The organism is Halomonas binhaiensis, from assembly GCF_008329985.2.
Classification (GTDB): Bacteria; Pseudomonadota; Gammaproteobacteria; order Pseudomonadales; family Halomonadaceae; genus Halomonas; species Halomonas binhaiensis.
In genome coordinates this window covers 4,322,676-4,336,895 of record NZ_CP038437.2, presented here as the reverse complement: position 1 = coordinate 4,336,895, position 14,220 = coordinate 4,322,676, and the positions used below count along the sequence as shown (strand labels likewise).

Annotated in this window: 10 protein-coding genes; 8 read left to right on the top strand and 2 right to left on the bottom strand. The window is 58.9% G+C overall.

The window, feature by feature from the left end; all coding sequences use genetic code 11:
• Nucleotides 1-33 precede the first annotated feature (33 nt).
• A complete protein-coding gene (locus tag E4T21_RS18865; RefSeq protein ID WP_149286501.1) occupies nucleotides 34-1,722 on the bottom strand; it encodes an amidohydrolase in 1,689 nt (562 codons plus the stop codon).
• A gap of 297 nt (nucleotides 1,723-2,019) precedes the next feature.
• Between E4T21_RS18865 and ligB the strand changes: the two genes are divergently transcribed.
• The 3 genes from ligB (at nucleotide 2,020) to E4T21_RS18850 (ending at nucleotide 6,596) form a co-directional block, all read left to right on the top strand.
• Nucleotides 2,020-3,801: an NAD-dependent DNA ligase LigB gene (gene ligB / locus E4T21_RS18860; RefSeq protein ID WP_205423418.1), complete on the top strand. Its 1,782-nt coding sequence runs from the start codon at nucleotides 2,020-2,022 to the stop codon at nucleotides 3,799-3,801.
• Between the two features lie 128 nt (nucleotides 3,802-3,929).
• On the top strand, nucleotides 3,930-5,351 hold the full coding sequence (gene ahcY, locus E4T21_RS18855) for an adenosylhomocysteinase (protein WP_205423417.1): 1,422 nt from the start codon (nucleotides 3,930-3,932) through the stop codon (nucleotides 5,349-5,351).
• Nucleotides 5,352-5,765: 414 nt separating this feature from the next.
• Nucleotides 5,766-6,596: a UDP-2,3-diacylglucosamine diphosphatase gene (locus E4T21_RS18850; protein WP_149286500.1), complete on the top strand. Its 831-nt coding sequence runs from the start codon at nucleotides 5,766-5,768 to the stop codon at nucleotides 6,594-6,596.
• 33 nt (nucleotides 6,597-6,629) lie between these two features.
• Here the strand turns inward: E4T21_RS18850 and E4T21_RS18845 are convergent, their stop codons facing one another.
• Nucleotides 6,630-7,415 (bottom strand): SDR family NAD(P)-dependent oxidoreductase, encoded by a 786-nt coding sequence (locus E4T21_RS18845; protein WP_149286499.1) that lies wholly within the window; start codon nucleotides 7,413-7,415, stop codon nucleotides 6,630-6,632.
• Nucleotides 7,416-7,588: 173 nt separating this feature from the next.
• Between E4T21_RS18845 and E4T21_RS18840 the strand changes: the two genes are divergently transcribed.
• The 5 genes from E4T21_RS18840 to E4T21_RS18820 all read left to right on the top strand — a co-directional run bounded on the left by E4T21_RS18840 (nucleotide 7,589) and on the right by E4T21_RS18820 (nucleotide 14,219).
• The gene (locus E4T21_RS18840) at nucleotides 7,589-8,206 is read left to right on the top strand and encodes a TetR/AcrR family transcriptional regulator (RefSeq protein WP_149286498.1); all 618 of its coding nucleotides are present in this window, start codon (nucleotides 7,589-7,591) and stop codon (nucleotides 8,204-8,206) included.
• 81 nt (nucleotides 8,207-8,287) lie between these two features.
• Complete coding sequence (locus E4T21_RS18835; protein WP_149286497.1) at nucleotides 8,288-9,409, top strand: efflux RND transporter periplasmic adaptor subunit; 1,122 nt, start codon at nucleotides 8,288-8,290, stop codon at nucleotides 9,407-9,409.
• Complete coding sequence (locus E4T21_RS18830; RefSeq protein WP_149286496.1) at nucleotides 9,406-12,486, top strand: efflux RND transporter permease subunit; 3,081 nt, start codon at nucleotides 9,406-9,408, stop codon at nucleotides 12,484-12,486. Before E4T21_RS18835 ends, E4T21_RS18830 begins: the two co-directional genes overlap by 4 nt.
• A 139-nt stretch (nucleotides 12,487-12,625) precedes the next feature.
• A complete protein-coding gene (locus E4T21_RS18825) occupies nucleotides 12,626-13,279 on the top strand; it encodes a glutathione S-transferase family protein (protein WP_149286495.1) in 654 nt (217 codons plus the stop codon).
• 142 nt (nucleotides 13,280-13,421) lie between these two features.
• Nucleotides 13,422-14,219 (top strand): IclR family transcriptional regulator, encoded by a 798-nt coding sequence (locus E4T21_RS18820; protein ID WP_149286494.1) that lies wholly within the window; start codon nucleotides 13,422-13,424, stop codon nucleotides 14,217-14,219.
• Nucleotide 14,220 lies beyond the last annotated feature (1 nt).

Genomic DNA, 14,220 nt, shown 5'->3' with positions numbered 1-14,220 from the left:
TGTGGCGTTTCAGGGCATTGCTTCCGTGGTCAACTACATCAACTGCTCCTGTGATGGGGCGTCTTCGGACTGATGGATAGGCTTGCCACTGATCCAGGTTTCGAGCACCTGAGTGTCGGAAACCGTGGCAGGATCATCGCGAATGATGTCCTTGTCGATGATGATGAAGTCTGCCCATTGATTTGGCAGCAGGCTACCAAGGCTCTCCTCCTGATGGGCGGCAAAGGCGGCATCTGCAGTGAAACTGCGCAGGGCCTCCGCCATGGTCAGCTTCTGGCCGGGAAGCCAGCCTCCGGGCGGTTGGCCGTCGCGATCCTGGCGGGTGACCGCGGCATGTAGACCATAGAAGGGGTTGGCAGGCTCGACCGGGAAGTCCGAACCACCTGCGATGTGGCTACCGCTGTCCAGGAAATAGCGCCAGGCGTAGGCTCCGGCGAGTCGCTCTTCACCCAGGCGGTCACCGGCCATGTTCTTGTCACTGGTGGCATGAGTCGGTTGCATGGAGGGAATGACGCCGAGTTCGGCGAAGCGCGGAATGTCATCCACGCTGGCCACCTGGGCGTGCTCTATGCGGTGGCGCAAGTCCCGGCTTTGTGGGGTCTGTTCCTGTTGCGCCTGATAGATGTTCAGGGCGATATTGTTGGCACGATCCCCGATGGCATGCATGTTGGCCTGGAAGCCATGCTGTACTGCCTTGTCGACCAGTCCGGCCAGCGTGTCCTCGTCCTCGATCAATAGCCCACGGGAGTCCGGGCGATCGCTGTAGGGATCGGTGAGGGCCGCACCACGGCTGCCCAGGGCGCCATCGGCGAAGATCTTGATGCTGCGAATGTCGAGCCAGTCTTCTGGGTCATCGATGATGCCCTGTTCCAGCCATTCCTCCAGCTTGTCGTCCTTGGCCGAGATCATCGGATAAAGACGAATGCCCAGGGATTCCTGCGCCTTGCGCTGACGGTAGAAATCCAGTTCCTGCGAGCTTGCGCCGGCGATATGGACACCTGTGATGCCAAGTTGCTGAACATGCTTGACGGCAGTGTCGTAGGCTTCACTCATTTCCGCTTCCGTGCGGGCCGGAATCTTGTCAGTGATCAGCGCCTCGGCATTATCGATGAACACGCCAGTAGGCTGGCCACTTTCATCACGCAGGATTTCGCCGCCTTCCGGCGCCTGGCTGTCGGCGTCGATACCAGCAAGCTCCATGGCGCGGCTGTTGACCCAGATGGCGTGACCGTCGACACGCTGAAGCACCACAGGACGATCCGCTATGTGAGCGTCCAGGTCCGCAGCGGTGGGAAACTGCTTGCCATCCCATAGCTCCTGGTTCCAACCGCCTCCACGTAGCCATTCAAAGTCAGGATGTTCTGTGGCAAATTCGGCAACGGCAGCGGCACTTTCCTCGGCCGAATCGAGATCCCTGAGATCCGCTTCAAGCAGGCTGTATCCCAATCCCATCAGGTGGGTATGGGCATCGATGAGGCCTGGTATCAGCGTCTTGCCCTGGACATCGATACGCTGCTCGGCTTCAGGATATTGCTCAGCGAGGCTCTCGCCGCCACGAGCGACGACCTTGCCGTCTTCCAGGTAGAGCGTGGAGAACGCCACCAACTGACGGTTCTCATCGAAACCGTAGCCGTTGGCATTGACCAGAAGAGAGGAAGCTGCCTGGGCCCCAAGGCTGGCTGATGCCAATGAGATGCCCAGAAGAATCTTGTTCCATCGCATTGCGTGGCTCCATGGTTGTAATGACTGGTTGTAATGACTGAAGCGTAAAGCGGAGGGGTCGCTGAACGGTTCAGGAATGAGCCGTGGATGCTCATGAACAGCATTGTCGCTATCTGAAATTTAGCCATGTCTAAATCAGAAAAAAATGTATTTCATGTCGCGTTTATGAAACCTGTTGTTGTACCAAAAGCTGTGCCAAACAAGCTGTCGCTGTGACGCTTCTTGTTCGTGCCAGGCGTGCCATCTCCATTCCCGCCCAATGCCTCCTAGCCTCAAGGATGAATAAGGAGCGTCAGCATGGAGGATGCGATGGAAGCACAAGGACGTGGAGCGGTGCCGTGGAGCAAGGTGGTGAACTTACTGATCGCGTGGCTGGCCATCGTGTCAGTCTCACCGTCATGGGCGGCATGCCCGGGATGGGATGCGGAGCAGGCACAGCAGGAAATTCGCGAGCTCGGTGCACGCTTGGAGGTGTGGAACCAAGGCTATCGCCATGATGGCAGCTCGCCCATCAGTGATGATGTCTATGATCAGGCCCTTCGGCAGTGGCAAGCATGGCGTCGCTGCTTCCCGGATGTCGTGGTGTCCCATGACATGACGTTACCGACACCGGAAGGTGCCACCATTTCCCATCCGGTCGCCCACACCGGCGCAAGAAAAGCCGTAGGGCAAAAGGAAGTGAGCACCTGGATAGCGCATCACTCGGATGTCTGGATCCAGCCCAAGGTCGATGGAGTGGCAGTGACCCTGGTGTATACACAGGGGCGCCTGACCCGGATGATCAGCCGTGGTGATGGCCTGCGTGGTCAGGACTGGACGCGCCATGCCTACCGTATTGCCGCCATTCCTCAGCGTCTGCCTGCTGTCTGGCGAGATTATGCCGTCGACGCTGAGCTGATCTTCCAGGGAGAGCTGTATCAGCGTCTTGATGGGCATCGCCAGCATGATGAAGGGGGCGCTGGCGCCCGCAACCGGGTGGCCGGATGGCTGGCTCGGGATAGTCTGGAAATGTCCACCGCAAAAGAGATCGGCTTTTTCCCCTGGGCCTGGCCGCTGGGGCCGGCAGACATGCCGGCGCGGCTCGCTGGGCTCGAGCGCCTGGGTTTTGACGGTATTCGTGCTTTTACCCAGCCGGTAATGAACATCAACGATGTCAGTGCCTGGCGGGAGCGCTGGTATCGTCAGCCATTGCCCTTCGCTACGGATGGCATTGTATTGCATCAGGGGAGGCGCCCCGATGGCCGTCATTGGGATAACCGACCTCCGCAGTGGGCGTTGGCCTGGAAGTATCCGCCCCGGGAAGCGCTGGCTGAAGTACGGGATATTCGTTTCAGCGTTGGGCGCACTGGGCGCATTACCCCGTTGGCTCGCCTGGTGCCTGTCAATCTGGATGGACGGACCCTGCGCCAGCTCAGCCTGGGAAGTGTGGCCCACTGGCGTGAACTGGATGTGTTGCCAGGCGATCACGTCGTGGTGCAGATGGCCGGGCTGACCATTCCCCAGGTCAGCCGTGTGGCATGGCGAACAGATACCAGGATAGCGGTCATGCCTCCGGATGAATGGCGATACAACCAGATGAGCTGTTGGCATCCCGCTGAAGGGTGCCGACAGCAGTTTCTTGCCCGTCTGGCATGGCTGGGAGGGAGCAAAGGGCTGAACCTTTCAGGTGCCGGGCCTGGCGTTTGGGAAGCGCTGGTGAATGCTGCTCTGGTTGACGACTTATTGGGCTGGCAATCACTCAATATCGAACAGTTGGCTCGGCTGCCGGGGTTTGGAAGAGCCAAGTCCCAGCGCTTGTTCGCTCAGTTCCAGCGTGCTGAAAAGCGGAGTTTCCGCTCATGGCTGGTGGCCCTGGGAGTGCCTCCGGGTTGGGATGCCGGGGCAGCAAGCAACTGGGAGGATCTTGCCATGCGCAGTGAGCAGGCATGGCGCCGGCTGCCAGGTGTCGGGCCCGCTCGGGCTGCGGATCTCGTCGCTTTTTTTTCCCATCCTGAAGTGGAACGTCTGGCTGCCACTCTATCGGCGCAGGGGGTCGATGGTTTTGTCATGAGTACTGAAAACGCACGGGGGAGTGGATGAATGCAGGGATAGCCATGGCGAAGGGAAACTACGCTTAAGGGGCTTGAGACTAGTGGTTGGCGAGCTAATGGAATAGCCACCTATAGTGAGGTAAGCAAAACTTCCCGTCACAGCAGCAGGAGGCAGCGATGACCCAGATGCAGCAGGTAGCCCCCATGGACCACTCCTTCAACGATTATCGTGTCGCCGATATCGGTCTCGCTGAGTGGGGGCGGCGTGAAATTCGAATCGCCGAAAGCGAGATGCCGGCGTTGATGGCGATTCGCGCTAAATATCATGCCGCCCAGCCACTCAGGGCGGCTCGCATCGCCGGCTGCATTCACATGACCATCCAGACGGCAGTGCTGATCGAGACTTTGATAGATCTGGGCGCCAGCGTGCGCTGGTCATCCTGCAATATCTTTTCCACTCAGGACCATGCCGCTGCAGCCATTGCGGCGGCGAATATTCCCGTGTTCGCCTGGAAAGGGGAAAGCGAGGATGAATTCTGGTGGTGCATCGAGCAGACCGTGGAAGGCGCCGATGGCTGGACGCCGAACATGGTGCTCGATGATGGCGGTGATCTCACCCAGTTGCTGCATGAGCGTCACCCCCAGAAGCTGGATGCGATTCACGGTATCAGTGAAGAAACGACGACGGGGATCCATCGCCTGCTGGAGATGTGGGCTGATGGCACGCTCCGGGTTCCTGTCATCAACGTCAACGATTCTGTGACCAAGTCCAAGAACGACAACAAGTACGGTTGCCGCCATAGCCTGAATGATGCCATCAAGCGGGGTCTTGACCACCTGTTGGCAGGCAAGCAGGCCCTGGTCATGGGTTATGGTGATGTCGGCAAGGGCTCAGCGGCATCATTGCGCCAGGAAGGCATGATCGTGCGGGTTGCAGAAGTTGACCCCATCTGTGCCATGCAGGCATGCATGGATGGCTATGAGGTCGTGTCTCCCCATCGCGGTGGGATCAACCAGGGGGAGGCCAGTGTCGACCGTGAGCTGCTTGGCAGGACTGACCTGGTCGTGACTTGTACCGGCAACATCGCCGCCTGTGATGCCGCCATGCTGGGAGCGCTGAAAAACGGTGCCGTAGTGTGCAACATCGGCCATTTCGATAGTGAAATCGATATCGCCTATATGCGTGAGAAGTGGCAGTGGGAGGAAGTCAAACCCCAGGTCCACAAGATCTATCGTGACGCTGGACCAGACCAGCCCATAGATGCAGATAGTCGCAACGTGCTCTATCTGCTGGCGGAAGGACGGCTGGTCAACCTGGGCAATGCCACCGGCCACCCATCCCGGGTCATGGATGGCTCTTTTGCCAACCAGGTATTGGCGCAGATGCATCTGTATGAGCGGCGCTTTGCCGATCTTCCTGCATCCGAGAAGCAGGACGCCATCGATGTCACGGTATTGCCGCGTCATCTGGACGAAGAAGTCGCGCGTTACATGGTGGAAGGATTCGGTGGCGTGATTACCCGGTTGACAGAAGAGCAGGCCAGATACACCAATGTGCCTGTAGGGGGCCCCTTCAAGCCTGAGCATTATAGATACTGATACGAGCAGGTCGGGCCATGAGCTGTAAGCTGTGGAGCTATAAGCTATAAGCTATAAGCTATAAGTGAAAAATCATTGCAATCGATATAAGGCTTTTTGAATCATTGGCTTACGGCTTACGGCTTACGGCTTACGGCTTACGGCTTACGGCTTACGGCTTACGGCTTACGGCTTACGGCTTACGCTTTGGAAACAGGATCGTCATTAAGCCGCCATGGGGTCGTCATGGCGGCTTGTCAGTCTAGGAAGCGCTGCACAAATGCCTGTGCTGCTCAATCGCCACGTTGTGCGGTGCGCGGAATCCTCACATATACCCCATATGCTCCGGTTCTTGTGCTCCGTGCGCCTTGCGCTTGAACATGCTCGCCGATTTGTTCAGCGCCTCCCTAAATGAGCGCAATCAGGAGAACGCTCATGGCTACCACGCTGACGGTTCGTACCCTTTTCATTTCCGATCTGCACCTCGGCACTCGGGATTGCCAGGCGGAGCTGCTTTCACGCTTGTTGCGCAGGGTGCGGCCCGAGCGCCTGTACCTGGTCGGTGATGTCATTGACCTGATTGCCATGCATCGCCGTGCGGCATTGCCTGCCCAGCAGCAGCGCCTGGTTGCACGTATTCTTCGCCTTGCTCGCAGTGGCTGCGAAATCATCTATATTCCTGGCAATCACGATGCTGCCTTGCGCCGTCTGTGTGGGCTGAAGGTTCATCGGGTCAGCATCGAGCGCAGGGCCATTCATGAAACGGCTGATGGGCGCCGCTTGCTGGTCAGTCATGGCGATGAATTCGATACTCATGTACGTCTGGCGCCCTGGGTGATGGCGCTGGGCGATGGCATGCACCAGTTCGTGCTATCCCTGAATCGCTGGGTCAATCGAGTGCGTTCTGCCCTGGGCATGCCCTATTGGTCCTTGTCCGCAGCGGTCAAGGGGCGAATCGGTGCCGCACAGCGTTATGTTGCCCAGTTCGAGCAGGCAGCGCTCCATCAGGCGGGGCGTGAAGGCCTCGACGGTTATGTCGGTGGGCATATCCACCAGGCCGGCTTCCGTGCCCGGGATGGCGTGCTCTACTGCAACGATGGCGATTGGGTGGAACATTGCACGGCTCTGATCGAGCGCCCCGACGGTCGCTTGGCCCTGATCGATTGGCAAGGTGAAGTGATCGAGCATGAGCCGGCGATGGAAGCCCAGCCTGTGGGTGGACGAGGTACACCCGCTCAGGATGATACTGACCTGGTTCGGGCCTGAACTCGTTGTTTCATGGCCCTCCCATCGCTGGGCTCATCCATTCATCGCTCGGGAGAGAAGCGCCTGGTGCAGACGTCGTGGCGTCGCCCATGTAAGGACCACAAAGGCTTTGTTGGCCCAGCCTGGCACAACGCTGATGCGTCCGGCCTGCAAAGCTCGGATGCCGATGCGTACCACGGGGGCCGGCTGCATCATCAAACGCTTCAACCCAGGTGTGATCTTCTGTTGGGCCACACTGGTGAAGCCAGTATCCGACAGGCCCGGACAAAGCGTTGTCACGGTGATGCCATCACGCTTGAGTTCGCGATGTAGTGCTTCGCCCAGGCGCAATACATAGGCCTTGGCGGCGGCATAGACGGCGAAGTTCACCACGCCCTGGTAAGCCAGCAGGCTGGCTACCAGCAGGATTTTTCCACGCCCTCTCGCACGCATGTCTTGAGCAAAGACGTGGGTGACTGCGGTCAGGCTTGCTACATCCAGCTGTACCATCGCCAACGCATCATCCAACGGGTTATCCACGAACGGACCTTGCAGTCCATGTCCGGCATTGTTGATCAGGATATCGATCGCAATGCCCTGTTCATGGAGACGCCGGTGCAAGTGGATGACTTCTGCCACATCCGCAAGATCGACCTGTTCCACGACGACCTCAATGTCGTACTGCCGGCGTAGTGTTTCGGCGAGTGCCTGAAGCCGGTCCAGTCGGCGAGCCACCAGAACCAGATAGCGACCTTGCTCGGCATATTGACGAGCAAATTCCTCGCCGAAGCCACTCGATGCCCCCGTGATGAGTACCCATGAGGTGTCTGGTGCGGTCATTTTGCTTACCTGTAGTCTGTATTCGGTAATGGATAGATTGCTTTAGAAACGATGGCTGTTTTCATCATGGACCCGGGTGAACATGCGAGTTCTTCGGGAGTTGAATTGCTTTGTGACTATAGTCCAATATGGTCACTAGTTGTCAATCCAGAATGTCGAGACGTGGTGTTCTTATGAGTGAAATCGAATCTCCCGCCCCGCAGCCGCGAGGGCCTGCCGACCACAATGTTCGCGAGCAGATAGTGGTGGCTGCTGAAGAACATTTCAGCCACTACGGTTACGAGAAAACGACCGTCTCTGACCTGGCCAGATCGATAGGCTTTTCCAAGGCTTACATCTATAAGTTCTTTGATTCCAAACAGGCCATTGGCGAGGCCATCTGCTCCAAGACTCTGGAGGCTATCGTCGCGGCAGTAGAGGAAGCGGTGGTGGAGGCTTCCACACCGACGAAAAAATTTCGCAGCATGTTCAATGCGTTGGTGTCTACCGCCACGGACCTGTTCTTCAATGATCGTAAGCTGTACGACATTGCTGCTCATTCCGCTGGCGAGGGGTGGTCTTCTGCTCGGGCCTATGTGCAACGTATCGAACAGATTCTGACGGAGATCATCCGCGAAGGGCGCGAGAGCGGCGAGTTCGAGCGCAAGACGCCATTGGACGAGGCGGTGCATTCGATCTTTCTGGTCATGCTGCCCTACGTGAACCCGCTGTTGCTCCAGCACAATCTCGATCTTGTCGAGGATGCGCCCGTGCAGCTCTCGAATCTGGTGCTGCGTAGCCTGGCTCCTTAGCTTAGCGAACTTGACTAGTGACTATTTACATAATTGGTCACTAGTCATAAACTGGAGATGTCCGTTTCCCCGGAGATCTCCATGCTCAAGCGTCGTGCTATTTCATTTCTCGCCGTCATTGGCTTGCTGCCCATTGCGTTGGCAGCCTGCAGTGATGCCGAGTCTTCCAGCGACCCGAGAACGCAGAGTCCCCGCGTGCGGATTGCGACGGTGGCAACCTCTGGTCCGGTGGAGCGCTCTTTCACCGGAGTCGTTGCCGCACGGGTGCAAAGTGATCTTGGCTTCCGGGTTCCTGGCAAGATCACGGAACGCTTGGTGGATACCGGGCAGACCGTCGAACGTGGACAGCCGCTCATGCGTATCGATCCCTCGGATTTACGGCTCGCCAGCCGCGCTGAGGAGGAGGCTGTAGCTGCCGCTGAAGCGCGTGCGCGTCAGACAGCGGAGGACGCAGAGCGCTATCGTGCTCTCGTTGCCAAGGGCTCCGTTTCGGCATCGGCCTACGACAATGCCAGGGCGGCTGCTGATTCGGCTCGCGCGGAGCTCAATGCCGCCAAGGCCCGGGCCGATGTGGCCAGCAACGAAGAGGGCTACGCTGTTCTGCTCGCTGATGCGGATGGTGTGGTGGTGGAGACTCTGGCGGAGCCGGGACAGGTCGTCGCTGCTGGCCAGGCTGTCGTCCGGGTGGCACATGCCGGGCTTCGCGAGGCGGTCATTGATCTGCCTGAAACCCTGCGCCCCGTTCTCGGCTCTCTGGGTCAGGCGACCTTGTATGGCAGCGGGCTGACTGGTCCATCGAGCCTGCGCCAGTTGTCGGATGCAGCAAATCCTCAAACGCGAACTTTCGAGGCTCGATACGTATTGGAGGGGGCGCTGGCGGACGCTCCGTTGGGCTCGACCGTCACCATCCAGATTCCTGATGGTCGCCCTGCATCTGCCTTGCAGGTACCGATAGGTGCGATCTTTGATCCGGGCAAGGGACCAGGCGTATGGCTCGTTGAAGGTGATCCCTCTCAGGTTACCTGGCGTGCCGTGCAGGTTGCTGCCCTGGGGGATGAAGCGGCGTCGATCATTGGTGGTCTCGAGGCCGGGGATCGAGTCGTGGCGCTCGGTGCGCATCTACTGCACGAGGGTGAACAGGTTCGACTCAGCGAAAGTGACAGCGTAACCGAGGTGGTAGCCAATAGCGGAGAGCAGCCATGAGTGGTTTCAACCTCTCTGCCATCGCTGTACGTGAGCGCTCCGTCACCCTGTTCCTGCTGCTGGTGATCTTCGTTGCCGGTACGTTGGCCTTTCTCGGCCTGGGCCGTGCGGAAGATCCTGCCTTCACGGTCAAGCAGATGACCGTCGTCACCGCATGGCCGGGAGCGACTGCACAGGAGATGGAGGACCTGGTTGCCGAAAGGCTGGAGAAGCGGATGCAAGAACTCCGCTGGTATGACCGCACCGAGACTTTCACCCGACCGGGACTTGCCATCACCAAAGTGGTCCTGAGTGACAGTACACCGCCTGCTGACGTTTCCGAGCAGTTCTATCAGGCGCGCAAGAAACTCGGCGATGAGGCACCGAACCTACCGCGTGGCGTCATTGGCCCAATGGTGAACGACGAGTATGCCGACGTGACCTTTGCCCTCTATGCCCTGAAGGCGAAGGGCGAGCCTCTGCGCACCCTTGTCCGCGACGCGGAAGGCCTGCGACAACGGCTGCTGCATGTGCCGGGGGTCAAGAAGGTGAACATTATCGGCGAGCAGGCGGAGCGCATCTTCGTCGAGTTCTCTTCAGACCGGCTGGCAACCCTTGGTGTATCACCGGGGAATATCTTCGCTGCTCTCAATAACCGCAACGTCATGACCCCCGCTGGCTCGGTCGAAGCTCGCGGGCCACAGGTCTTCATTCGATTGGATGGCGCCATCGACGATCTGGATGATATCCGCAATACCCCCATCACAGTGCAGGGCCGCACGCTGAAATTGTCCGATATCGCCGAAGTGAAGCGCGGCTATGAGGACCCGGCCACTTTCCTGGTTCGCAACAACGGTGAGCCGACGCTGTTGCTTGGTGTGGTGATGCGTGAAGGATGGAACGGCCTCGAGCTAGGTGAGTCGCTGGAGGCGGAAACGGCGGCAATCAACGAAGAGATGCCGTTGGGCATGAGCCTGTCCAAGGTCACGGATCAATCGGTCAATATTCGCGCGGCTGTCGATGAGTTCATGATCAAGTTCTTCGTCGCCCTCGGTGTCGTCATGCTGGTGAGCTTTCTCAGCATGGGATGGCGCGTTGGCATCGTGGTTGCGGCAGCGGTTCCCTTGACCCTGGCGGTGGTGTTCATCGTCATGGCGGCAACCGGTAAGGACTTCGACCGCATTACCCTCGGTTCCTTGATATTGGCGCTGGGACTACTGGTCGATGACGCGATCATTGCCATCGAGATGATGGTCGTGAAGATGGAGGAAGGCTATGACCGCGTTCGAGCGGCGGCCTACGCGTGGAGCCATACGGCCGCGCCCATGCTCGCCGGAACTCTGGTGACGGCAATTGGCTTCATGCCCAATGGCTTCGCCAAGTCGACCGCTGGCGAGTACACCAGCAACATGTTCTGGATCGTGGGTATCGCCCTGATCGCCTCCTGGGTTGTGGCTGTCGTGTTCACACCGTATCTGGGCGTGAAACTGTTGCCGAATATCAAGGCGGTTGAGGGTGGGCACGAAGCGATCTACAGCACACCGCGCTATAACCGCTTTCGTCGTTTTCTGAGGCAGGTGATCCAGCGCAAGTGGTGGGTTGCGGGTGGCGTGGTGGCCGCATTCGCGGTCGCGGTTCTGGGCATGAATGTGGTGCAGAAGCAGTTCTTTCCGACATCCGATCGTCCGGAGGTGCTGGTCGAGGTGCAAATGCCATATGGCACCGCCATCGAGCAGACCAGCGCAGCGACCGAGAAAGTCGAAGCCTGGCTGGCCAGGCAGCCGGAAGCCGATATCGTGACCGCCTATATCGGACAGGGAGCGCCGCGCTTCTACCTTGCCATGTCGCCGGAGCTGCCCGATCCTTCCTTTGCCAAGATCGTTGTACTGACGGAGAACGAAGAGGCACGCGAGGCACTCAAGATAAAGTTGCGACAGGCAGTGGTCGATGGGCTGGCGCCGGAAGCCCGCGTGCGTGTTACTCAACTGGTGTTTGGCCCTTACTCGCCATTCCCGGTGGCCTTCCGTGTGATGGGGCCAAATCCTGACAAGCTGCGCGACATTGCTGCTCAGGTGCGTGAGGTAATGCAGGCGAGCCCTCAGATGAGGACGGTCAACAGTGATTGGGGAGAACGTGTCCCCACGCTGCACTTCACGTTCGATCAGGACCGGCTCCAGAGCATCGGCCTGACGTCCCGCGACGTGGCGCAACAGCTGCAGTTCCTGCTGAGTGGTGTCCCGATCACCGAGGTGCGCGAAGACATCCGTTCGGTGCAGGTCATGGCCCGCTCCTCCGGAGACCGGCGCCTTGACCCAGGCAAGCTTGCTGACTTCACCCTGGTGGGCACGGCAGGCCAACGGATACCGCTATCTCAGATCGGCTCCGTGGAGGTGCGCATGGAAGACCCGATCCTGCGCCGCCGCGACCGAACACCGACCATCACCGTGCAAGGCGATATTGCCGAGGGGCTGCAGCCTCCCGATGTATCCACTGTCGTGTGGAAGAAGCTGCAGCCAGTCATTGCCGAACTACCCGGGGGGTACCGAATCGAGATGGGCGGTTCCATCGAGGAGTCCGGCAAGGCGAATCGTGCTCTGCTTCCGGTGTTCCCGATCATGATCGCGTTTACGCTGATTACCATCATTTTCCAGGTGCGCTCGATCTCGGCGATGGTGATGGTGTTTGCCACCGCGCCCCTGGGGCTGATTGGTGTCATTCCGACCTTGCTGGTGTTTCAGCAGCCATTCGGTATCAACACACTGGTCGGGTTGATCGCACTTTCCGGCATTCTGATGCGCAATACCCTGATCCTGATTGGCCAGATCCGCAGCAATGAGAAGGAGGGGCTGGCACCTTTCGATGCCGTGATCGAGGCCACTGTGCAACGGGCCCGTCCGGTGATCCTGACAGCACTTGCCGCCATGCTGGCCTTCATTCCACTTACCCATTCAGTGTTCTGGGGAACCCTGGCGTACACCTTGATTGGCGGCACCTTTGGCGGAACGGTCATGACTCTGGTGTTCCTGCCAGCGCTGTACGCTATCTGGTTCAGGATCAAACCGGCGCAGAGAGATGAGCATGTTGTTTCCGAGGGGTAAGCGGAGCCTGGTGCCGTGGGGCCCGACTTACCCTCTACCGGGACGGCCGCTGAACTCCATGCCACAAAACGCTCTTGAATATATTGCGATGCCTGCCATTCTGCAGGGGGAAAACCCTCACCCTACACAGGAGCCGACCATGGCGGCTGTACATATTCTTGGGCCTGCATTCAGCAACTTTGTGCGCAGTGCGATGCTGGTGTGTGAAGAAAAAGGCATCGACTATAGCGTCGGTCTTGAGCACTCAGGCCGTCAGTACCAGATGCATTCTCCGGAACATCTCTCGGTCAACCCTTTCGGTAAGGTGCCGGTATTGTTCCATGGAGAACGAAAACTGTATGAAACGGTTGCCATCTGCCGTTATCTTGACGCTGGTTTTGATGGCCCGAGCCTGCAGCCAGCAGACCCCTGGCAGCGTGCCTTGGTGGATCAGTGGTGTTCGGCACTGGCGGTACAGGTCGACCAGGCCCTGGTTCGCCGCTACTTGCTGGAGTTTGTCATGCCCCAGATCGTGGGGGGCGAGGTGAGCATGGACAAGGTTCGCGAAGCCGAGCCCGGAGTGGTCAATACGCTCGCCATTCTGGAAGACCAACTACGTGATGATGGGTACCTGGTAGGGGACAGCTTTACCCTGGCCGATGTTATCGCGGCACCCATGCTGGATTATCTCGTCGGCATGGCCCCGGCCCAGCCCTTGGTCAATGAGGCACCCAAGGTTCAGGCTTATGTCGCGCGCCTCAAGGACCGGGCATCGACCAGGCGCGTGCTGGTGGAACCGGTTTTTTCTGCCTGACCTGATCGTCAGGCATTAATGGCGGGCCCCTTCGTGGGCCTGCCAACATGCGGCATCATCCTGAAAGTCTCAATATACGAGACGAACTTTCGATTATATCTCGCTAATCTGTGGTCTGGTTCCGCGACATAGGCGTTCTGTCATGACGCCCAGACCTACTGCTACAGGCCAAAGCCCATCTACGCTGATGCACGCCATGCAGGTGCTGCAGATCACGGCTGCGTGTGGCTACCGTGGTGCAAGCATCGAGGATTACCTGGATGCCCTGGAGCTCAGCCGACCGACGATCTATCGCCTGCTGAAAGGCTTGAAGGATCAAGGATTCCTCAGGGCTGCCCCCGTCAGGGGTCGCTACCTGCTTGGCTATGAGCTGCTGGTGATGGGTTCCCAGGCGGGCAATGGCGCTGGCTTGCGGGACCTGACGCGTCCGCGTCTGCTGTCTCTGGCCCAGCGTTTCGGGGACAGCTTCTACCTGTTTGCTGCTGATGGCTTGAATGCCGTCTGTCTGGAAGTCCAGAACGGTGAGTATCCGGTGGGTAGCTTCGTCCGCGCGACCGGGGGGCGAGTGCCTCTTGGCGTCGGCCAGGCCTCCATCGCGCTGCTTGCCTATCTCGGGGATGAGGAGCGCGCGTCCATCCTCAAGCGTAACGCCGAGCGTCTTCAACACGAGTACCACATTTCACTGGACGACATTGCGATGGAGATCGATCACCTGCGCTCGGTCGGCTATGCGCGCGGCGTCGAAGGCTCTCATCTGCCGGAGTACACCGGCCTGGCTATCCCCATTCTCGATCATGGCGGCCATCCCTTGGGTGCCATGAGCTGCTCGATGCTCAAGTCGCGCATGACCGAGACCCACAAGCACAGCGTCCTTCAAGGCATGCACGAGGAGGTACGTGAATTGGTGCAACAGGCCCACGGCCTTCTGTATATCGAGTAAC